Genomic DNA, 20,889 nt, shown 5'->3' on the forward strand with positions numbered 1-20,889 from the left:
CCACCCATGATCGCGCATCCCCCGCCGGGCCCCGCGAACGCACGTCCGGCCGCCCGCGAACGCACGTCCGGCCGGGGCCCGGCGGTCGTTCAGGACACCACGTCCTTGCGCCCGAAGCCGCGGAACGCCAGCGCCAGCAGCACCACCGCGTACGAGAGCGACAGCGAGACGCCCTGCACCATGCCACCCCACTCCAGCTGCGGCTGCAGGGCGTCCGCCCACGAGTACTGCCAGTGCGCCGGCAGCCACTCCCGCAGGTCGCCCAGCGCGGTGACGGCGTCCAGCACCCCGGTGATGATCGAGGCGAACACGGCGCCGCCGACCGCGCCCAGCGGCGCGTCCGTCGCGGTGGAGAGCCAGAACGCGAGCGCGGCGATCACGATCTCGCCGAGGAACACGAAGGCCACCGCGATGGCGATCCGGGGCAGCACCTGTCCGGCCGGCAGGCTGACCCCGGCGGGCAGCTTGAGGTCTCCCCAGCCGTACGCCGCCGTGCCGACGACCAGTCCGATCGCGGGCAGCATCGCCACCGCCACCGCCGAGAACCCCAGCCCGACCGCGAACTTGCGGGCCAGCAGCCGGGCCCGGGGCACCGGCGCGGCCAGCAGGTAGCGCAGCGAGGACCAGCTGGCCTCGGAGGCGACGGTGTCCCCGCAGAACAGCGCGACCGGGATCACCAGCATGAAGCCGGTGCCGACGAACAGCATGGTGACCGCGAAGTTGGCCCCCGAGGCGGTGGCCAGCTCGATGAAGGTGGTGCGGCCCGGACGGCCGGGGGTACCGCCGATCTGGAACGCGGCCAGGATGACGAACGGCATGGCGGCCAGCACCCCGCCGATCACCATGGTGCGGCGCCGGCGCAGTTGCCGCATCGCCTCCACCCGCAGCGGCAGCGTCCGGCTCGCCCGGTACCCCTCGGCGTGGTCCGCCGACCCGGCACGGTCCTTCGATCCGGCACGGTCCTTCGACTCGGCGCGGTCCTCAGGAACGACGCTCACGCTCCACCTCCGATCAACGACAGGAACGCGTCCTCCAGCCGCCGCTGCGGCCCGGCGCTCTCCACCGGCACCTCCAGCCGCACCAGTTCGGCCAGCAGCGCGCCGGCCGCCAGTCCGTCCAGGCGCACCAGCAGCCCACCCTCGACGGCCTCCACCGAGCCGACCCCGGCCAGCGCGCCCACCTTCTCGACCACCGGCACCGGGTCGTACGGCCCGGCGATGCCGATCATCAGCAGCTCGCCGGCGCCCACGATGTCCGCGACCGGGCCGGCCGTGACCAGCTGCCCGCGGTCCATCACCACCAGGTCCGTACAGCTCTGCTCGACCTCGGACAGCAGGTGGCTGGAGACGATCACGGTCCGCCCGCCGGCCGCGTACCGGATCATCACCTCGCGCATCTCGCGGATCTGCGGCGGGTCCAGCCCGTTGGTCGGCTCGTCCAGGATCAGCAGGTCCGGCATCCCGAGCATCGCCTGGGCGATCGCCAGCCGCTGCCGCATGCCCTGCGAGTACGTGCGCACCGCGCGGTCCAGCGCCTCGCCGAGCCCGGCGATGGCCAGCGCCTCGTCGAAGCGCGCGTCGGCCTCCGGCCGTCCGGTCGCCTGCCAGTAGAGCCGCAGGTTGGCCCGCCCGGTGAGGTGCGGCAGGAAGCCCGCGCCCTCCACGAACGCCCCGACCCGCGACAGCACCGGCGCGCCGGGCCGCACCAGGTGCCCGAAGATCCGGATCTCCCCGGCGTCCGGCCGGATCAGCCCCATCAGCATCCGCAGCGTGGTGGTCTTGCCCGCGCCGTTCGGCCCGAGCAGCCCGAGCACCTGCCCCTGCCCCACCCGGAAGCTCAACTCCCGTACGGCGTAACGGTCCTGGGCGCCCTTGTAGCGCTTGCTCAGCCCGTCGATCCACAGTGGCACCGCGGCCAGCTCCGGGTCGAGGGCGGGGCCGGTGGCGGTCCGCCGGCGCCGCAGCCGCGGCGCCAGCACCAGGGCCGCGGCCACCAGCACGGCGATCACCGGCAGCACCCAGGTGCGCGAGGGCAGCGGCGCCGCCTCGGTGACGAGCTCCTCGACGGTCGGCACGGTGAGCGCCCCGGCCGGCGCCACCCGGTAGGTGGCCGGCTCGACCGGCGAGGCGTACGCGAGGTCGGTGCTCGCCAGCACCAGCCGCACCCGGTGCCCGGCCGGGAAGGTGTGGTCCACGGTCGGCAGCGCCACCGTGACGGTCCGTCCGGCGTCGGCGCCGGTGACCCGCAGCGGGGCGGCGAGCTGCTGCGGCAGCACCGCCTTGCCGTCCGGCCCGACGTCGTACAGCTTCGCGAACAACACGGCGTCCGGCCGGTCCGCCGTCACCCGCACCGGGACGGTCGGCTGCCCGGTCAGGTGCAGCGGCGAGTCCAGCGGCGCCGAGTCGAAGGCGGCGTTCTGCCCGGGGAAGTCCAGTGAGAGCCCGGCGCCCAGCGAGGCCGCCTGGCTGAGTGCGCCGACGCCCGGCAGTGTCGAGATCCCGGGCGGCGCGCCGCCGGGCGGGTTGGCGAGGCTCCGCTCGCCGCCCGTCAGCTCGACGGTCCGCGAGCCGGTGCCACCGAGCCCCGGGTACCGGTCGGCGGTAGCCCCGCGCAGCACGGCCTGGAAGCCGGTCGAGTCGAGCCCGCCGGTGCGGGTGACCCGGAAAGCGGCGCCGGTGTCGTTCCCCCGCCCCTTCAGATGGTGGTCGAACCAGGCCGTCACCCGGTCGTCGACCCTTGCACTGGTGTCCGTCCCCCCGTCGTGGCCGCCGGCGAACCAGTCCACCGCCACCGGTGCGCCGTTGGCGGCCACCGCCCGGGCGATGCGGTCCCCCTGGTCCAGCGGGAACAGCGAGTCCTGCTGCCCCTGCACCACCAGCGTGGGCGCCTTGAGCTGCGCCGCCACCGAGGACGGGCTGGAACGCTCCAGCAGCGCGACGGCCTCCGGGTCGGCGTGCCCGGCGGTGGCGACCCGGTCGTACATCCGGCAGAGCGACTCCAGGAACCGCCCGCAGCCGACCGGCCCGTCCGTCTTCGGCTCCGCGCCGCCGCTCTCCCGCGGCGCCTCGCCGGAGGGCCCGAGGTCCCCGGCCGCGCCGGTGGTGAAGAAGATCCCGGCCCACAGCTTCTTGAACACGCCGTCCGCCGCGCCCGAGCCCTGCACACCCTGCGGGAACAGCGCGTCGGCCAGGTTCCACCAGGTGATCTGGGTGGCCACCGCGTCGATCCGGTGGTCGTACGCGGAGGCCAGCAACGACACCGCCCCGCCGTACGAGGCGCCGGTGATGCCGACCTTCGGGTCGCCGGGCGCATCCAGCCGCACCTCGGGCCGCTGGGCCAGCCAGTCCACCAGGTGCCTGACGTCCTCGACCTCGCGGTCCGGCGCGTTCAGCCCGATCCGGCCGCCCGAGTGCCCGAAGCCGCGCGCCGACCAGGTCAGCACCGCGTACCCCTGCCGGGCCAGTTGCTCGGCGCGCTCGCGCTGGCCCTCCTTGGAACCGCCGAAGCCGTGCGCCAGCAGCACCGCCGGACGCGGGCCGCCGCCCTCGGTGGTGAAGAACGAGGTGTCCAGCTGGACCTGCTCGGCGCTGCCGGGGGTCTCCGGCATGCCGAGGAAACGGTCCTCCCGATGGACCGCCTGCTCACCGCCGGACGCCACCGTCGTGGTACCCGCCGCGGCCACCGCCACCAGGGCCACCGCCCCGGCCAGCAGCCTGCGTCTGACCGCTGTTCCCCGGGCGCGCCAACGACGCCATGCCCCACCGAACTCCATGGGCGCTGATCGTATCGGCCATCCGGGTAGGCGTCCGATAAGGCCGCCACACCATTTCGTCCGGTTCACCCCACTGTGCCCGAGTATCGTACGGCCCATGCCCTGGCTGCTGATCTCGCTCCTCGCCACCGTCGCCGCCACCCTGGCGGCCGGCTGGATCGTCGACCAGGCCCTCCAGCGGACCGCCGCCAGCCACCCCTCGGCCCCGGTCTGGCCGCTGCTCCGCAGATGCCGGATCCCGCTCCAACTCACCGTGGCATCAGCCCTGTTGCTCGCCAACAAACCGCTCCAGCGGATCCTCCGCACGGCGGGCGACGACGGCGCGCACCACCTGCTCCTGCTGCTCCTGATCGCCTCGCTGGGCTGGCTCACCGTCCGCGTGGTGGCCGCCGCCCTGGAGGCCCTGCTCAGCCGCTACGAGACCCGCGTCGACGACCCGGCCCGGATCCAGCGGGTGCACACCCAGATCAGCATGCTGCGCAGCGTGGTCAGCGCGCTGATCGTCGTGGTCACGGTGGCCGTGATGCTGCTGACCTTCTCCGCCATGCGCACCGTCGGCGCCAGCCTGCTCGCCTCGGCCGGCCTCATCGGCATCGTGGCCGGCATCGCCGCCCAGAGCACCCTGGGCAACTTCTTCGCCGGCCTCCAGATCGCCTTCAGCGACACCGTCCGGATCGGCGACACCGTGGTGGTGGACGGCCAGCAGGGCGCCGTCGAGGAGATCACCCTCACCTACCTGGTGGTCCGGCTCTGGGACTACCGCCGGCTGGTCGTCCCGGTCTCGTACTTCGTCAACAAGCCCTTCGAGAACTGGACCCGCCGCGACCCCGGCCTACTGGCCGCCGTCCTGCTCCACCTCGACCACACCACCCCGGTGGACGAGCTGCGCACCACCCTGCGCGCCCGCCTCGACCGGCACCCGCTCTGGGACGGCGCCGAGTGGGCCCTCCAGGTCACCGACACCACGCCCAGCACCATCGTCGTCCGCGCCACCATGACCGCCCGCACCCCCGACGACGCCGCCCAGCTCCGCTTCGACATCCGCGAACAGCTCATCGCCCACCTGCGCGACGAACACCCCCATGCCCTCCCCCGCCTGCGCACCACCACCGACACCTGACGCAAAAAACAAAGCTCCCCGCGCCCCTGAAGGGGCGCGGGGAGCTACGCGAAGCGGAAGGCGACCACCGGAAACCCGCCCCGGAGGTCCAGCCCCACCCGCCTCGGTCGCCTCAGAGCACCCGCGTCATCGTCCGATGCGCGATCCCCGCGTCGTCGTACACCGGCCCCTCCGCCACGTACCCCAGCCGCTCGTAGAACCCGAGCGCCTGCACCTGGGCGTGCAGTTCGACCTCCGCACCCCCGTGCTCGACCCCCGCCGCCTCGACCGCCCGGACGAGCTCCGCGCCCAGCCCCGTCCCCCGGGCCGCCGCGACGACCGCGAGACGCCCCAGCAGCACCCGCCCGTCGACACCGCCCGTCAGCTTCCGCGCCGGCTCACCGTGGATCAGCCGCGCCGTCCCCAGCGCGGCCCCGTCGGCCCCGACGGCCAGCAGGTGCACCGAGGTCGCGTCGTACTCGTCGTACTCCAGCTCCTCCGGCACGTTCTGCTCGACGACGAAGACCTCGTGCCGGACGGCGCGCACCAGCTCCAGGTCCGCTTCCCCCACGGCGACCCGGATCGCGGCGGCCGTCACCTCAGCTCTCCGCCGCGATGATGTCCAGCGCCTTCCGCAGGTCCTCCGGGTACTCGCTGGAGAACTCGACCCACTGCCCGTCCGACGGGTGCTCGAAGCCGAGCGACACCGCGTGCAGCCACTGCCGGGTCAGCCCGAGCCGCTTGGCCAGCGTCGGGTCGGCGCCGTACGTCAGGTCGCCCACGCAGGGGTGGCGCAGCGCGGACATGTGGACGCGGATCTGGTGGGTGCGTCCGGTCTCCAGCTTGATCGCCAGCAGCGACGCGGCCCGGTACGCCTCGATCAGGTCGTAGTGGGTGACGGACGGCTTGCCGTCCCGGGTGACGGCCCACTTCCAGTCCGAGCTGGGGTGCCGCCCGATCGGCGCGTCCACCGTCCCGCTCATCGGGTCCGGGTGGCCCTGCACCAGCGTGTGGTAGCGCTTCTCGGTGATCCGGTCGTGGAACTGCCGCTTGAGGTCGGTGTAGGCGCGCTCGGACTTGGCGACCACCATCAGCCCCGAGGTGCCGACGTCCAGCCGGTGCACGATGCCCTGGCGCTCGGCGGCACCCGAGGTGGAGATCCGGTACCCGGCCGCGGCCAGTCCGCCGATCACGGTGGGACCGCTCCAGCCCGGGCTGGGGTGCGCGGCGACGCCGACCGGCTTGTCCACCAGCACGATGTCCTCGTCGTCGTGGACGATCCGCATGCCCTCGACGTGCTCGGCGACGACCTGCACGGGGGCGGCCGGGGCGGGGATCTCGACCTCCAGCCAGGAACCGGCGGTGACCCGGTCCGACTTGCCGGCCACGGCGCCGTCGAGCGTGACCTTGCCGTCGGCGGCCAGCTCGGCGGCCTTGGTCCGGGAGAAGCCGAACATCCGGGCCAGGGCGGCGTCGAGGCGCTCGCCCTCCAGGCCGTCGGGTACGGGGAGGCTTCGGTTCTGCGCTGCGGTACTCACCCGTACGAGTATGCCGGAAACGCGACCCGCCCCCGCCCGCCGGTGGCCCGGCCCACTTCTCGGCCTACTTCTCGGCCCGCTCCGTCTTCTCGGCCTTCTCGGCCGGCTGGTGGACGGTCCCGTCCGGGTTGCTGCCCCGGAAGGAGAGCAGGACCACCAGGATCCCGCCGCAGACGATCGCCGAGTCCGCGAGGTTGAAGACCGCGAAGTGCTGGACGGAGATGAAGTCCACCACGTGCCCGCGGAACACGCCGGGCGCGCGGAACAGCCGGTCGGTGAGGTTGCCGAGCGCCCCGCCGAGCAGCAGCCCGAGCGCGATCGCCCAGGGCAGGCTGTACAGCCGGCGGGCGATCCGCCAGATCACCACGATGACGGCGGAGGCGATCATCGTGAAGACGACGGTCAGCGCCTGCCCCATCCCGAAGGCCGCACCCGAGTTGCGGATCACCTGGAAGGTGGCGACGTCCCCGATCACCTTGATCGCCGCGTGGTTCTCCAGCCGGGCGACGACCAGCAGCTTGCTGCCGAGGTCGATCAGGAAGGCGAGTACGGCGACGACCAGCAGCACGCCGACCCGGCGCGGCCCCTTGGGCTTCTCGGCCGTGGCGGCGTCCGCGGACGCCCCGGTCGGCTCGGTCACGGGCACCTCCACGGCATCGGCGGGGGACGGGACGGCGTCGTCCCGGGTCTGGGGGGAACCTTGCGTACTGATGATCCGCTCCGCTGCCGGTGGAGCTCCCCCGGTCCGCTGGAGGGGGAGGGTGGTGGGCCCGTGCCGGCCTGCCCGCGTTCACGAACGCGTCAGGCGACGTTATTCAGGCGACGTTACGGGGTCGAGCGTACGGCAAGCCCGACCCCCCGCGTCGCTCCGGTCGCCCGGTTCAGCGGCGTTCCTGCTTGGCCTTGCACTGCACGCAGAGCGTCGCCCTGGGGAAGGCCTGCATCCGGGCCTTGCCGATGGCCTGGCCGCAGGACTCGCAGGTGCCGAAGCCGACGCCCTCCAGCCGCTCCAGCGCGCGCTCGGTCTGGGCCAGGCTGTCCCGCGCGTTGTTGGCGAGCGCCAGCTCGCTCTCCCGCGAGATGTTCTTCGTACCGGCGTCCACCTGGTCGTCGCCGGCCCCGTCGTTGGAGTCGCGCATCAGGCCGGAGATGGCCGTCTCGGCGGCGTCGATCTCGTTCCGGAGCCGGTCCAGCTCGCTGATCAGCTCGTCGTGCAGCTCGTGGACCTCCTCGGTGGTCCACGGGTCCTCGCCGGGCCGGACCGGCAGCGTGGCCGGGTCCACCGACTCGGCGCCGCGCGACGCGGTGACGGTGTCGGTGCTGCTCTTCGGTGCGGTAGTGGTCACGGTCCCCTCCCCTGGGTCGACCGCCACGGCCTTGCGTGCCCGCTTGGTGGCGGTACCCGCGCCGGTTCCCTTCTCAGCCATGGCTTCGACCCCATCTACGAACGAATCGAGCCGCCGGTTCCCGGCGGCTCCCAGTGCCGGAACGATAATCCCGATCAAAACCGGTCACAACATGACATACCGGCGCCTCATAACGTTCCCACCCAGGCAGCCGCCCCAATCGTCACGCCCCGTGTGCTCAGAGATTTGTGCCCAGATCGACTCCGGCTAACCTCCGTCGCCGCACGCCCTCGCAGTGCTCCGGGAGTGCCCCGGAAGTGCTCCCCGAGCGCCCCGGGGAGCGCTCCCACCCGCCCGCCGGAAACGGTTTGGACAAACCGACTCACCCGGCCGATACACTGGCCGTGCAAGGCGCAGATGGGACGAGTACCGACGTACGCAGCCACCAGCGACCCGGGGACGGTGTGAGCCCGGGGGTGTGCACGGCGGGAAGATCACCCCGGAGCCGCCGGAAGAACGGCCGCCGCGATCACCGCGGTGGCCCACTAGACCCGGCAGCAAGCCCAAACAAGAGGGCCGCGAACGCAGTACCGCGGCCAAGGAGGGTGGTACCGCGGGGCGGCAGGTCCGTCTCGTCCCTCCGGAGGATCCAGTCCCAGCATCCGCCGGAGGTAGACGCCCGCGATGAGCTCCTACAACCCCGTTCCCGCGCAGGTGGATCTGCCTGCCCTGGAGCACCAGATCCTGTCCTTCTGGCAGGACAACAAGATCTTCCAGCGCAGCCTGGAGCAGTCCGAGGGCCGCCCCGAGTGGGTGTTCTACGAGGGCCCGCCCACCGCCAACGGCATGCCCGGCGCCCACCACATCGAGGCCCGCGTCTTCAAGGACGTCTTCCCGCGCTACCGGACCATGAAGGGCTACCACGTCGCCCGCAAGGCCGGCTGGGACTGCCACGGCCTGCCGGTCGAGCTCGCCGTCGAGAAGGAGCTGGGCTTCTCCGGCAAGCAGGACATCGAGGCGTACGGCATCGCCGAGTTCAACGCCAGGTGCCGCGAGTCGGTGACCCGCCACACCGACGCCTTCACCGAGCTGACCACCCGCATGGGGTACTGGGTCGACCTCGACGAGGCCTACCGGACGATGGACCCGTCGTACGTCCAGTCCGTCTGGTGGTCGCTCAAGCAGATCTTCGAGAAGGGCCTGCTGGTCCAGGACCACCGGGTCGCCCCCTGGTGCCCGCGCTGCGGCACCGGCCTCTCGGACCACGAGCTGGCCCAGGGCTACGAGACCGTGGTCGACCCCTCGGTCTTCGTCCGCTTCCCGCTGACCAGCGGCCCGCTGGCCGGCCAGGCCGCCCTGCTGGTCTGGACCACCACCCCGTGGACCCTGGTCTCCAACACCGCCGCCGCCGTCCACCCGGAGGTCACCTACGTGGTGGCCACCGACGGCACCGAGAAGCTCGTCGTCGCCGAGCCGCTGGTCGCCAAGGCGCTCGGCGAGGGCTGGGAGACCACCGGCGAGTCCTTCACCGGCGCGGAGATGGAGCGCTGGAACTACAGCCGCCCCTTCGACCTGGTCGAGATCGAGAACGCCCACTACGTCCTCACCGCCGACTACGTCACCACCGAGGACGGCACCGGCATCGTCCACCAGTCCCCCGCCTTCGGCGCGGACGACCTCGCGACCTGCCGCCGCTACGGCCTGCCGGTGGTCAACCCGGTGCTCGGCGACGGCACCTTCGCCCCCGAGGTCCCGCTGGTCGGCGGCCAGTTCTTCAAGAAGGCCGACGAGGCCCTGGTCGCGGACCTCAAGGAGCGCGGCCTGCTCTTCCGCCACCTGCCGTACGAGCACAGCTACCCGCACTGCTGGCGCTGCCACACCGCGCTGCTCTACTACGCGCAGCCGTCCTGGTACATCCGGACCACCGCCGTCAAGGACGCGATGATCCGCGAGAACGAGGCCACCAACTGGTTCCCGGAGACGGTCAAGCACGGCCGCTTCGGCGACTGGCTGAACAACAACATCGACTGGGCGCTCAGCCGCAACCGCTACTGGGGCACCCCGCTGCCGATCTGGCGCTGCGAGGAGGGCCACCTCACCTGCGTCGGCTCGCTGGCCGAGCTGTCCGAGCTCACCGGCACCGACCAGAGCGGCCTCGACCCGCACCGCCCGTACATCGACGCGGTGACCTTCGCCTGCCGCGACTGCGGCGGCACCGCCACCCGCGTGCCCGAGGTCATCGACGCCTGGTACGACTCGGGCTCGATGCCCTTCGCCCAGTACGGCTACCCGTACCAGAACAAGGATCTGTTCGAGAAGCGCTACCCGGCGCAGTTCATCTCCGAGGCGATCGACCAGACCCGCGGCTGGTTCTACACCCTGATGGCCGTCGGCACCCTGGTGTTCGACAAGAGCAGCTACGAGAACGTCGTCTGCCTGGGCCACATCCTGGCCGAGGACGGCCGCAAGATGTCCAAGCACCTGGGCAACATCCTCCAGCCGATCCCGCTGATGGACCAGCACGGCGCCGACGCCGTCCGCTGGTTCATGGCGGCCGGCGGCTCGCCCTGGTCGGCCCGCCGGGTCGGCCACGGCACCATCCAGGAGGTGGTCCGCAAGACCCTCCTCACCTACTGGAACACCGTCGCCTTCCAGGCCCTGTACGCCCGCACCGCGAACTGGGCGCCCTCGGCGAACGACCCGGCCCCGGCCGACCGTCCGCAGCTGGACCGCTGGGTGCTCTCCGAGCTGAACACCCTGGTCCGCGAGGTCGACGCGGCCTTCGAGGCGTACGACACCCAGCGTGCCGGCAAGCTGCTCTCCGGCTTCGTCGACGACCTGTCCAACTGGTACGTCCGCCGCGGCCGCCGCCGCTTCTGGCAGGGCGACGCCGCCGCGCTCGCCACCCTGCACGAGGCCCTGGAGACGGTCACCCGCCTGATGGCCCCGCTCACCCCGTTCATCACCGAGCGGGTCTGGCAGGACCTGGTCGCCCCGGTCGCCCCGGACGCCCCGGCCTCGGTGCACCTGGCGAGCTGGCCGACCGCCGACGAGTCGCTGATCGACACCGAGCTCTCCCGGCACATGGCGCTGGTCCGCCGCCTGGTCGAGCTGGGCCGGGCCACCCGCGCCGAGTCCGGCGTGAAGACCCGTCAGCCGCTCTCCCGCGCGCTGGTCGCCGCCCAGGGCTGGGAGGAGCTGCCCGCCGACCTGCGCGCGCAGATCGCCGAGGAGCTCAACGTCTCCACCCTGGAGTCGCTGGCCGAGGTCGGCGGTTCCCTGGTCGACACCAGTGCCAAGGCCAACTTCCGCGCGCTGGGCAAGCGCTTCGGCAAGGGCGTCCAGGACGTCGCCAAGGCGGTCGCCGCCACCGACGCCGCCCGCCTGGCCGCCGAACTGCGCGCCAACGGCGAGACCTCGGTCGAGCTGGACGGCGAGACGGTCACCCTCTCCCCGGACGAGGTGATCATCACCGAGACCCCGCGCGAGGGCTGGGCCGTCGCCAACGAGTCCGGCGCCACGGTCGCGCTCGACCTGGCCATCACCCCGGAGCTCAAGCGCCTCGGCATCGCCCGCGACGCCATCCGCCAGATCCAGGAGGCCCGCAAGAACTCCGGCCTGGACGTCGCCGACCGGATCGTCCTGCGCTGGCGCGCCACCTCGGAGGAGACCGCCGAGGCCGTCGCCGAGCACGGCCCCCTCGTCGCCGAGGAGGTCCTGGCCACGGACTTCGCCGCCGGTGCGGCCGACTGGGAGTCCGAGACCTTCACCGACGAGTCCCTCGGCCTGGCCTTCCAGCTCCGCAAGGCCTGACGCCCCACCACGGAGCCGCCGTCACCCCCCGGGGGTGACGGCGGCTTCGCCGTACCCACCCACGCCACACGCTCCCCCCAACTCCCGCACGCCCCCTCCGAGTTCCCCACGCCCGCGCCCCGTACCAACGAGCGCGCCCCCACCTCCTCGCGCACGCCCCCACGCACGCCAAAGGGCGCCCCCTTTCCGACCCATGGGTCGGAAAGGGGGCGCCCTCAGAAGGCCCTGCTACAACCTCAGTTGTCGCCGTCCTCGTCGATAAGGAAGCCCCGCATCGGCGCCGGAGCCTGCTGCATCGGCTGCGGCGGCTGCGGGCGGACGGCCGCCATCGGCTGGGTCATCCCGGCCGGCTGCATCTGCGGAGCACCGCTGTTGCCACCGGTCGACTGACCGCCGAAGCTCGGCGCGGAGGAGCCGCCACCGAAGGAGCTGTTCCCACCGAAGGACGGCGAGTTGCCCCCGAAGGACGGCTGGTTGCCACCGAAGCTCGGCGCGCCACTGCTCATCGCACCGGCACCGGCCGGAGCCATCGACGAGGCCGCCGGCGGCAGCGACGCGGTGGCGGGGATCCGCGGCGGAGCGAGCGAGTCGTCGGCCTGCGACTCCAGCTGGCGCAGCTGGGTCTCCAGGTACGACTTCAGACGCGTGCGGTACTCACGCTCGAACGCCCGCAGGTCCTCGACCTTGCGCTCCAGCGTGGCCCGCGCCGACTCCAGCGAACCCATCGCGACGCGGTGCTTCTCCTGCGCGTCCCGCTCCAGCGCGTCGGCCTTGGCACGGGCGTCGCGCTCCAGGCCCTCGGCCCGGCTGCGCGCCTCGCCGACGATCTTGTTGGCCTCGGAACGGGCCTCCGAGATCGCCTGGTCGGCGGTCTGCTGAGCGAGCGCCAGCACGCGGGCGGCGCTGTCGCCACCGGGACCCTGCTGCTGCATCGGGGCGCCCATCGGGCCGCCCATCTGCTGCGGGCCGCCCATGGGGCCACCCATCGGCTGCATCTGCTGCTGGCCCATGCCCTGGCCCATCGGGTTGCCCATCTGCTGCGGGCCACCGGGGCCGCCCATGGGCTGGAGCATCTGACCGCCCATCGGCTGGACCAGCTGCTGCTGGCCGCCCATGGTCTGGTTCATCTGCTGCTGCGGGCCGCCGGCAGCGGGAAGCTGCGGGGCGGAACCGGCGGGCAGGCCGAGGGGCTGGTTGCCCATCTGCTGCTGGGGGCCGCCGGGGCCCATCTGCTGGGGACCACCCGGACCCATCTGCTGCGGACCACCGGGGCCCATCTGCTGGGGGCCGCCCGGACCCTGCTGGCCGGGGACCGGCGGGCCGGATATGGCGGCGGGCACCGGAGCGCCGCCCTGTCGGGGGGCGTCCTGCTGCGGCTCCTTGCGCAGGTTGGCCTGGTTCTGCGCGGCGGCACGAGTCGCGGCGGCCAGCTTGGCGCGCAGGTCCTCGTTCTCCCGGAGGAGGCGGGTCAGCTCCGCCTCGACCTCGTCGAGGAAGGCATCGACCTCGTCCTCGTCATAGCCTTCACGCAGGCGGACGGTCGTGAACTGCTTGTTCCGAACGTCCTCGGGGGTCAATGGCATCTCTTCACCTCAACGTGATCGTCGGCACACCGGCATCCTGTCGCATCGCTCACCTACGACTAGGGGTGCACAAGCGAGATCAGGACATACACAATGATCATCAGTACGAAGAAGGACAGGTCGAGCGCCACGCCCCCGAAACGCAACGGCGGAATGAGCCGCCGAAGAAGCTTGAGCGGCGGATCCGTGACAGTGTACGTGGCCTCCAGGACCAGGACCATGGCCTTGCCGGGCCGCCACGAACGCGCGAACTGGAAGACCCAGTCCATGACCAGTCGCACGAGCAGGAACACCAGGAAGACGGTCAGGGCGTAGTAGAGCACCGCCCACACGATGTCCATCGCGTTTCCCTCTCCCCGGTCCCGATCCCTCGGGCCTGCCGCTCGTCACCTGTCGCTAACCCACTGTTGATCAGATCCACACGTAAAGTCGTGGCCGGGTCAGCTCTGGTTGAAGAACCCACCCTCGGCGATCCGAGCCTTGTCCTCCGCCGTGACATCGACGTTAGCAGGCGACAGCAGGAACACCTTCTGTGTCACGCGCTCGATACTGCCGTGCAGACCGAAGACGAGTCCAGCGGCGAAGTCTACGAGTCGCTTCGCGTCGGTGTCGTCCATCTCGGTCAGATTCATGATCACGGGGGTCCCGCCGCGGAACTGTTCCCCGATGGTACGGGCCTCGTTGTAGGTTCGGGGGTGCAGCGTGGTGATGCGGTAGGGCTCTCGTTCGTTCACGACCTTGGGCATGATCACCGGTGCGCTCTTCTCCAGGTTGTGGCGGCGTTCGGGTGTGATGGACGACACGGGGGCCATCCTCGGGGTCTCCTGCCGGATCGGCACCGCCGCGGGCACCGGCTGCGGGGTGATCGAGGAGACCGGAGCGGGCGCGGCGGCCGCGGGGGCCGGAGCCGGCCGGGGGATGTCCTCGGTCCGCTGGCCCGTCCGGATCGGTTCGGGATCCGCGTCGTAGTCGTCGTCGGGGTCGTACCCCTGGCCGTCGTACGTCTCGTCCTCCACGAGGCCGAGGTAGACCGCCATCTTGCGCATTGCGCCGGCCATGCTCCTGTCTCCTCCGCTCATAGCCGCCTCGCTGACGCTCGGCGGCAGCTTCGCGACGCGCGCACCTTCTGACGGTCGCCCGCTTCGCTCGCTCCGTGCGGACCGGTGCTCCGTCCCGGCAGCCCGGGCTCGTGACGGCCCCGCCTGCGGATTCCGCGGTCCCTCCACGACGGCGTGTCAGCCCGACGGCCGGTCAGATGCGTGGAGCGGGGGCCGCGGAGCTGCGATCCACGGTTCGCTAGCACTCCGAAGAGCTGCTAGATTCTGTCCTATTTTGTCCTGCTGTCTGATCTACTTACCCGGTGACGTTACCTGAGGGGTGACCTCACTCCGAGTACCGCCGTTCCGACGCGCACATGTGTCGCCCCGGCCGCGATCGCCTGCTCAAGGTCGCCGCTCATCCCTGCGGAGACCATGGTGGCAGCCGGATGGTCCGCCCGTACGGCGGTTGCGATTTCCGCCAGTCGCTCGAAGGCGCGGGCCGGATCTCCGGCCAGCGGGCCGGCCAGCGGAGCGACGGTCATCACACCGTCCAGTCGCAGCCCGGGCGTGTCGGCGATGGCATCGGCCAGTCGCGCGACGTCCTCCGGCGCGACCCCGGCCCGGTGCCCGCCCTCCCCGTGCGCCTTGTCCAGCGCCACCTGCACCAGGCAACCCAGCTCCGGGCGCTCCGACTTGAGCACCGCCGCGGAGAGCGACTCGACCAGCCGGAGCCGGTCCACCGAGTGCACGTGGTTCGCGTACCGGACGACCGAGCGGACCTTGTTGGTCTGCAGCTGGCCGACGAAGTGCCAGTCAAGAGGAAGGTTTCTGCACTGCTCCGCCTTGGGAGCGGCGTCCTGGTCGCGGTTCTCGGCGACGTCCGTCACACCGAGTCCGGCCAGCAGCGCGGTGTCCTCGGCGGGGTAGGTCTTGGTGACGACGACCAGGGTGACCTCGTCCCGGGCGCGCCCGGCGGCCGCGCACGCGTCCGCGATCCGGCGCTCGACCACCTCGAGGTTGGTGCCGAGTTCCTCGTACCGGGCCCGCTGGCCCTCCGTCAGCGCCGCCACGAACTCGGTGCTTCCCGGGAACGGTCCGTAGATGTCGTTCGTCATCAGTGATCAGAGCCCAACCAGACGTAGCTCGCGAGCCGGCCGGTGCGCTGCTCACGGCGATAGGAGTAGTGATCGGCGGATTCGAGGGTGCAGACCGGTGACCGCACCAGCTCGTTGACCCCCGCCGCGGCCAGCTGGGCCGCGACTCCCTCCGGAACGTCCAGGGCCGGAGTCCCCCAGGAGGTCTCGGCGAAGGCCTCCGGCACCACCGCGGCGACCTCGTCGCGCAGCCCGGCCGGCACCTCGTAGCAGCGGCCGCAGACCGCGGGTCCGGTGGCGGCGGTGATCCGCGAGGGCTCCGCGCCCAGTTCGACCATCGCCCGGACGGCCGCGGGCACCACCCCGGCCGCAAGCCCGGGCCGGCCCGCGTGGGCCGCGCCCACCACGCCCGCCACCGGATCGGCCAGCAGCACCGGGGTGCAGTCGGCGGTCAGCACCGCCAGCGCGAGCGGCCGGTCGGAGACCACCGCGTCCACCGTCGGGGCCTGCCCGAGCTGCTGGCGCTCGGTCACCACGGCGACCTCGGCGCCGTGCACCTGGTTCATCCACACCACGTCGGCCGGGTCGAGCCCCAGCCGCCGGGCGGCCAGCGCCCGGTTCTCCCGCACGGCCCGCGGGTCGTCCCCCACGGCGCCCCCGAGGTTGAGCTCCCCGTACGGCGAAGTGCTCACCCCGCCCCACCGGGAGGTGAAGGCGAAGTGAGCACCCGCGCGGATCGCGTGATCGATCACTTAAGGAAGTCCGGGACGTCGAGCTCCTCGGCCGGGCTCTCCACGAACGGCTGCCGGGCCGGCTGCACCTGCGGCGGCACCGGGGCGGCGGCGGTCGCGGTGGCCTGGGTCTCGGCGGTCCGGCTCGACCCGGAGGTCGAGGACTCGCCCTCCGAACGGGACGTCACCGAGCCGATGCTCCCGTACGGGCGGCCGGCCGGGCGCTCCGGGGCGGCCGGCGGGGTGGCCGGGCGCTCCGGGGCGGTGGACTTGACCACCGGGTCGCGGACGATCGCCGGCGGCTGCCCGCCGTCGAAGCCGGCCGCGATGACGGTGACCCGGACCTCGTCGCCGAGCGCGTCGTCGATGACCGCACCGAAGATGATGTTCGCCTCGGGGTGGGCCGCCTCGCTGACCAGCTGGGCCGACTCGTTGATCTCGAACAGACCGAGGTCGGAGCCGCCCGAGATGGACAGCAGCACGCCGCGGGCGCCGTCGATCGAGGCCTCCAGCAGCGGCGAGGAGATCGCCATCACGGCGGCAGCCTTGGCGCGGTCCTCACCGCGGGCCGAGCCGATGCCCATGAGCGCCGAACCGGCGTCCGACATGACGGACTTGACGTCGGCGAAGTCGAGGTTGATCAGACCCGGGGTGGTGATCAGGTCGGTGATGCCCTGGACACCGGAGAGCAGGACCTGGTCGGCCGAGCGGAAAGCGTCGAGCACGCTGACCTGGCGGTCCGAAATGGACAGCAACCGGTCGTTGGGGATCACGATGAGGGTGTCGACCTCTTCGCGCAGGGCGGCGATGCCGTCCTCGGCCTGGTTGGCCCGGCGGCGGCCCTCGAAGGTGAACGGGCGGGTGACCACGCCGATGGTCAGGGCGCCCAGCGAGCGAGCGATGTTGGCGACGACGGGAGCGCCGCCCGTACCCGTGCCACCGCCCTCACCGGCGGTCACGAAGACCATGTCGGCCCCCTTGAGGACCTCCTCGATCTCCTCGCGGTGGTCCTCGGCGGCCTTGCGGCCGACCTCGGGGTTGGCGCCGGCGCCGAGGCCCCGGGTGAGTTCACGGCCCACATCGAGCTTGACGTCGGCGTCGCTCATCAGGAGGGCCTGCGCATCGGTGTTGATCGCGATGAACTCGACGCCCTTGAGACCGACCTCGATCATCCGGTTGATGGCGTTGACACCACCGCCGCCGATTCCGACGACCTTGATGACTGCGAGGTAGTTCTGCGGTGCTGCCACGTCGAAGGCCTCTCGCCTCGAATTTCCGGGTCGGCCCGACCCGGGGCGGGGCCGTACCGACGGATGTCGATGGGTAGGGAGCCTGGTTTCTGACTGAATGTCCGAAATGCCGACCGCCGACCCCAACCCTAAACTTGACCTTTAGGGTTAGTTCTGTGCCTCCGTCACATCACCAGGAAACACAGTCTGGTGACACAGGACACTAGGTGGCTCCAGGCACGTGTTTCAACGAACACGCCGAGCTTCCCTTTTTCTTTTGAGCCTATGTGATCATCGGCCGGCTTAGGAAACCGGGGGTGACCACCAAGAGTCGGGCCGACACTTCGAGGCGTCAACCCCACCCTCAGGCAGAGAACCTACCGGATCATCCCGACACCGCCGGCGCCTCCGGCGCCGTCACGTCGAAGTTCGTGCCCTTCTGTTTCATCAGGGCGACCAGGACCCGGGCCTTGCGGTCGATCTGCTCCGGACTCCCCCAGCGCACCGTCGCACCCCCGCTGAGCTGCAACTCGATGTCGTCGTACGAGTGCACCAGCACCGATCCCGCCCGCTTGGCGACCTCCGGCGGCAGCCCGGCGGCCACCGCCACCGCGCCCTGCACCAACTGCGAACGGGAGATCACCCCGTCCGCGTCGTTCGCCTGCTGACTGAGCCGCAGCTCGACCACGGGAAGGCCCTCCGGCGGGGCCGGTTCGGTGGCGAAGCTCACGCCCCCGGCATCCACCTGGGTGAACTGGCCGTCATCCCCCTTGACCGCGGCCACCGCCTTGCGTTCGACGACCTTCACCCGCAGGGTGTGCGGCCAGCCCCGCCACACCTCGGCGCCGGCCACCCGGGGGATCGCCTCCACCCGGTGGCGGACGTCGTCCAGGTCCACGCGCGCCAGCGGGCCGTCGCCGAGCCCGCCGATCGTCGCGCGGACCTGGTCCGCCGTCAGCTTGCCGTCGCTCGTCCCCTGGACGGCGACGTCGCGCACGTCCAGGACCGAGGAGAAGAACACCAGCCAGGCCAGCACGCCGGACACCGCGGCGCCGAGCGCGCCCAGCACCACGATGCCCCGCCGGGAGAGCCGGAGGCGGGGAGCGGACTCCTCCTCCTCCAGCTCCTCCTCCAACGGGTCGGCGAGCCGGCCGTCAGCCACGGCGGCGGCCGCCGCGGTGGGCCTGGATCGCCTCGTAGACCATGCCGACCAACAGGTCGTCGGCGTCCCGGCGACCGAACTCGGCGGCCGCCCGGCTCATGTCCCACAGCCGCTGCGGGTCGGTGAGCACCGGCAGCACGTTCTGCAGCACCCAGTCCGGGGTCAGCTCGGCGTCGTCCACCAGCAGACCGCCGCCGGCCTTGACCATCGGCTGGGCGTTCAGCCGCTGCTCGCCGTTGCCGATCGGCAGCGGGACGAAGGCGGCGGGCAGGCCGACGGCCGCCAGCTCGGCCACCGTCATGGCGCCGGCCCGGCAGAGCATCATGTCGGCGGCCGCGTAGGCGAGGTCCATCCGGTCCAGGTACGGAACCGGACGGTACGGCGGCATCCCGGGGACGTCCGCCACCTGCGGCAGCTCGTTCTTCGGGCCGACCGCGTGCAGGATCTGCACGCCGTACTGCTGGAGCCGCGGGGCGATCGCGGTGATCGTCTCGTTGAGCCGGCGCGCGCCCTGGGAGCCGCCGGAGACCAGCAGCGTGGGCAGCCGCTGGTCGAGGCCGAAGTACTGGCGGGCCTCGGGGCGGGCGGCGCCGCGGTCCAGGGTGGCGATGGTCCGGCGCAGCGGGATGCCGATGTACCGGGAGTCGCGCAGCTTGCTGTCCGGCGTGGAGACCGCCACGAAGTCGCTGTAGCGGGCGCCGATCTTGTTGGCCAGGCCCGGGCGGGCGTTCGCCTCGTGCACCACGATCGGCACGCCGGCCCGCTTGGCGGCCAGGTAGGCGGGCATCGCGACGTAGCCGCCGAAGCCGACCACGGCGTCCGCGTTGACCCGCTCGATGATCTCCTGGGCGGCCCGGACGGTGCCGCGCAGCCGGCCGGGGACGGTGATCAGCTCCGGGGTGGGCTTGCGGGGCAGCGGGACGGCCGGGATGAGCTCCAGCTGGTAGCCGCGCTCGGGTACCAGCCGGGTCTCCAGTCCGCGCTCGGTGCCCAGGGCGGTGATCCCGACGGACGGGTCGTGCCTGCGGAGGGCATCCGCGAGGGCCATGGCCGGCTCGATGTGACCGGCGGTCCCCCCGCCGGCGAGTACGACATGCACCGAAATTCACCGCTCCCTGCGTGCCGGCCCCGGGGCCGGGCGCGCTGTGGTTCGTCGTCGTGGCAGCACCCGGGCCAGTTGTCTCCTGATCCGGGAGTTCTTGGTCCGGGCGGCCAGGGCCGCCTTCGCGCCGGAGGAACTGCGCGCCAGGCACAGCAGCACTCCGATCGCGGACATGGCCGACAGCATGGCGGAACCGCCGTAGGAGAACAGCGGGAGCGGGACGCCCGCGATGGGCAGCAGTCCCAGTGCCGACCCCAGGTTGATCATGGCCTGCGCCATGATCCAGGTGGTGGCAGCTCCCGCGGCGTACCTGACGAAGGGGTCCTTCGTGCCGATGGCCACACGGATACCCGCGTAGCCTAGTGCCGCGAAGAGGCCGAGGACCGACAGCGTCCCCACCAGACCGAGTTCCTCGCCGGTCGCGGCGAAGATGAAGTCGGTGTGCGCCTCGGGCAGCTGGCCCCATTTCTCCACGCCGGCGCCGAGGCCGGTGCCGAAGCCGCCGCCGTTGGCGAACGCGAAGGCGCCGTGCAGGGCCTGGAAGCACGCGCCCTCCGGGTCGATCTTGGTGACGCCGATGCAGCTCAGCCGCTCCGCCCGGTGCGGCACGGTGACCACCAGGGCGGTGCAGACCACCACCGCCACCCCGAGGGTGGCCACGAACAGCCGCAGCGGCGCGCCGACCATCCAGAGCAGTGCGAACACCATGGCCACCAGGATCATCGAGGTGCCCATGTCGCCGCCGAACATGATCAGCGCGAGCAGCAGCAGGGCTCCCGGCACCAGCGGCACCAGCAGGTGCTTCCAGGAGGTGAGGGTCCCGGCCTTCTGCTTGCGGGCGAGCAGGTCGGCGCCCCAGAGCACCAGCGCGAGCTTGGCGAACTCCGAGGGCTGGAACTGGAAGAAGCCGAAGTCCAGCCAGTTCTGGTTGCCGTTGATCCGCACCCCGATGCCGGGGATGGCGACGAGGGTGAGGGCGCCGATCACCCCGATCATCACCGGGTAGACGATCACCCGCAGCACCGCCAACGGGACGGAGGCGAAGCCGATCAGCAGGACCAGGCCGAGGATGGCCGCGATCAGCTGCTTGAGGAAGTAGTACTGCGCCGTGTGGTGCTGGTTCAGGGCGAGGATCTGCGAGGCCGAGAAGACCATCATCAGACCGAGCACGACCAGCAGCAGGGTGCTGCCGACGATCAGCAGGTACGGGGTGAGCGGCCGGTCCAGCCAGTACCGCACCCGGGCCCGGAGGGCCTGGACGCGGGCCAGTGGACCGGCCGACTTGTACTTGGTCGTGGTGGCGGAGATCACTCTCATCGGCTCGGCGGCGTCCCGCTTCACGACGCCGGAATCCGCTCTGCCCTGCCCCGCCACCGCTCC

Annotated in this window: 17 protein-coding genes; 2 read left to right on the top strand and 15 right to left on the bottom strand. The window is 72.0% G+C overall.

The features are described 5' to 3' along the window. Positions 1–89: 89 nt before the first annotated feature. Both ACWDBB_RS14200 and ACWDBB_RS14205 read right to left on the bottom strand, forming a co-directional pair. The gene (locus tag ACWDBB_RS14200) at positions 90–893 is read right to left on the bottom strand and encodes an ABC transporter permease (protein ID WP_449789857.1); all 804 of its coding nucleotides are present in this window, start codon (positions 891–893) and stop codon (positions 90–92) included. A gap of 101 nt (positions 894–994) precedes the next feature. Further along, positions 995–3,772, bottom strand: a complete 2,778-nt coding sequence (locus tag ACWDBB_RS14205; protein ID WP_449789829.1) for an alpha/beta fold hydrolase — start codon at positions 3,770–3,772, stop codon at positions 995–997. A gap of 97 nt (positions 3,773–3,869) precedes the next feature. Between ACWDBB_RS14205 and ACWDBB_RS14210 the strand changes: the two genes are divergently transcribed. Continuing rightward, complete coding sequence (locus ACWDBB_RS14210; protein ID WP_449789830.1) at positions 3,870–4,892, top strand: mechanosensitive ion channel family protein; 1,023 nt, start codon at positions 3,870–3,872, stop codon at positions 4,890–4,892. A gap of 112 nt (positions 4,893–5,004) precedes the next feature. On the opposite strand, the gene ACWDBB_RS14215 is transcribed toward ACWDBB_RS14210, so the two are convergent. The 4 genes from ACWDBB_RS14215 to ACWDBB_RS14230 all read right to left on the bottom strand — a co-directional run bounded on the left by ACWDBB_RS14215 (position 5,005) and on the right by ACWDBB_RS14230 (position 7,836). Continuing rightward, the gene (locus ACWDBB_RS14215) at positions 5,005–5,469 is read right to left on the bottom strand and encodes a GNAT family N-acetyltransferase (protein WP_449789831.1); all 465 of its coding nucleotides are present in this window, start codon (positions 5,467–5,469) and stop codon (positions 5,005–5,007) included. A 1-nt stretch (position 5,470) separates the two neighbouring features. Next, on the bottom strand, positions 5,471–6,409 hold the full coding sequence (locus ACWDBB_RS14220) for an RluA family pseudouridine synthase (RefSeq protein WP_449789832.1): 939 nt from the start codon (positions 6,407–6,409) through the stop codon (positions 5,471–5,473). 64 nt (positions 6,410–6,473) lie between these two features. Further along, positions 6,474–7,049 carry a signal peptidase II gene (gene lspA / locus ACWDBB_RS14225; protein ID WP_449789833.1) on the bottom strand — a complete coding sequence of 192 codons (576 nt, stop codon included), beginning with the start codon at positions 7,047–7,049 and terminating at the stop codon, positions 6,474–6,476. Between the two features lie 241 nt (positions 7,050–7,290). After that, the gene (locus ACWDBB_RS14230; protein WP_449789834.1) at positions 7,291–7,836 is read right to left on the bottom strand and encodes a TraR/DksA family transcriptional regulator; all 546 of its coding nucleotides are present in this window, start codon (positions 7,834–7,836) and stop codon (positions 7,291–7,293) included. Between the two features lie 603 nt (positions 7,837–8,439). Here ACWDBB_RS14230 and ileS point away from each other — a divergent pair. Continuing rightward, a complete protein-coding gene (gene ileS, locus ACWDBB_RS14235) occupies positions 8,440–11,568 on the top strand; it encodes an isoleucine--tRNA ligase (RefSeq protein WP_449789835.1) in 3,129 nt (1,042 codons plus the stop codon). Positions 11,569–11,804: 236 nt separating this feature from the next. On the opposite strand, the gene ACWDBB_RS14240 is transcribed toward ileS, so the two are convergent. The 9 genes from ACWDBB_RS14240 to ftsW all read right to left on the bottom strand — a co-directional run bounded on the left by ACWDBB_RS14240 (position 11,805) and on the right by ftsW (position 20,850). Continuing rightward, entirely contained in the window at positions 11,805–13,151 is a 1,347-nt protein-coding gene (locus ACWDBB_RS14240; RefSeq protein ID WP_449789836.1) for a DivIVA domain-containing protein, read from the bottom strand. Between the two features lie 59 nt (positions 13,152–13,210). Then, positions 13,211–13,492: a YggT family protein gene (locus ACWDBB_RS14245; protein WP_030060143.1), complete on the bottom strand. Its 282-nt coding sequence runs from the start codon at positions 13,490–13,492 to the stop codon at positions 13,211–13,213. Between the two features lie 99 nt (positions 13,493–13,591). After that, the gene (locus tag ACWDBB_RS14250) at positions 13,592–14,209 is read right to left on the bottom strand and encodes a cell division protein SepF (RefSeq protein WP_224276937.1); all 618 of its coding nucleotides are present in this window, start codon (positions 14,207–14,209) and stop codon (positions 13,592–13,594) included. A gap of 308 nt (positions 14,210–14,517) precedes the next feature. Further along, a complete protein-coding gene (locus tag ACWDBB_RS14255) occupies positions 14,518–15,306 on the bottom strand; it encodes a YggS family pyridoxal phosphate-dependent enzyme (RefSeq protein WP_449789837.1) in 789 nt (262 codons plus the stop codon). Then, entirely contained in the window at positions 15,306–16,037 is a 732-nt protein-coding gene (gene pgeF, locus ACWDBB_RS14260; protein WP_392869317.1) for a peptidoglycan editing factor PgeF, read from the bottom strand. Before pgeF ends, ACWDBB_RS14255 begins: the two co-directional genes overlap by 1 nt. After that, the gene (ftsZ, locus tag ACWDBB_RS14265; protein ID WP_449789838.1) at positions 16,034–17,266 is read right to left on the bottom strand and encodes a cell division protein FtsZ; all 1,233 of its coding nucleotides are present in this window, start codon (positions 17,264–17,266) and stop codon (positions 16,034–16,036) included. The genes pgeF and ftsZ overlap by 4 nt, the downstream gene beginning before the upstream one ends. A gap of 364 nt (positions 17,267–17,630) precedes the next feature. Further along, positions 17,631–18,407, bottom strand: a complete 777-nt coding sequence (locus ACWDBB_RS14270) for a cell division protein FtsQ/DivIB (RefSeq protein ID WP_449789839.1) — start codon at positions 18,405–18,407, stop codon at positions 17,631–17,633. Next, on the bottom strand, positions 18,400–19,506 hold the full coding sequence (gene murG / locus ACWDBB_RS14275; protein WP_392869323.1) for an undecaprenyldiphospho-muramoylpentapeptide beta-N-acetylglucosaminyltransferase: 1,107 nt from the start codon (positions 19,504–19,506) through the stop codon (positions 18,400–18,402). Before murG ends, ACWDBB_RS14270 begins: the two co-directional genes overlap by 8 nt. A 6-nt stretch (positions 19,507–19,512) precedes the next feature. Continuing rightward, positions 19,513–20,850 carry a putative lipid II flippase FtsW gene (gene ftsW, locus ACWDBB_RS14280; protein WP_449789840.1) on the bottom strand — a complete coding sequence of 446 codons (1,338 nt, stop codon included), beginning with the start codon at positions 20,848–20,850 and terminating at the stop codon, positions 19,513–19,515. Between the last annotated feature and the right edge of the window lie 39 nt (positions 20,851–20,889).

The organism is Kitasatospora sp. NPDC001095, from assembly GCF_053598615.1.

Coding starts and splice junctions, on each gene's coding strand:
- ACWDBB_RS14205 (WP_449789829.1), bottom strand. CDS start 3,772: ATGGAGTTCGGTGGGGCATGGCGTCGTTGGCGCGCCCGGGGAACAGCG.
- ACWDBB_RS14210 (WP_449789830.1), top strand. CDS start 3,870: ATGCCCTGGCTGCTGATCTCGCTCCTCGCCACCGTCGCCGCCACCCTG.
- ACWDBB_RS14230 (WP_449789834.1), bottom strand. CDS start 7,836: ATGGCTGAGAAGGGAACCGGCGCGGGTACCGCCACCAAGCGGGCACGC.
- ileS (WP_449789835.1), top strand. CDS start 8,440: ATGAGCTCCTACAACCCCGTTCCCGCGCAGGTGGATCTGCCTGCCCTG.
- ACWDBB_RS14240 (WP_449789836.1), bottom strand. CDS start 13,151: ATGCCATTGACCCCCGAGGACGTTCGGAACAAGCAGTTCACGACCGTC.
- ACWDBB_RS14245 (WP_030060143.1), bottom strand. CDS start 13,492: ATGGACATCGTGTGGGCGGTGCTCTACTACGCCCTGACCGTCTTCCTG.
- ACWDBB_RS14250 (WP_224276937.1), bottom strand. CDS start 14,209: ATGGCCGGCGCAATGCGCAAGATGGCGGTCTACCTCGGCCTCGTGGAG.
- ACWDBB_RS14255 (WP_449789837.1), bottom strand. CDS start 15,306: ATGACGAACGACATCTACGGACCGTTCCCGGGAAGCACCGAGTTCGTG.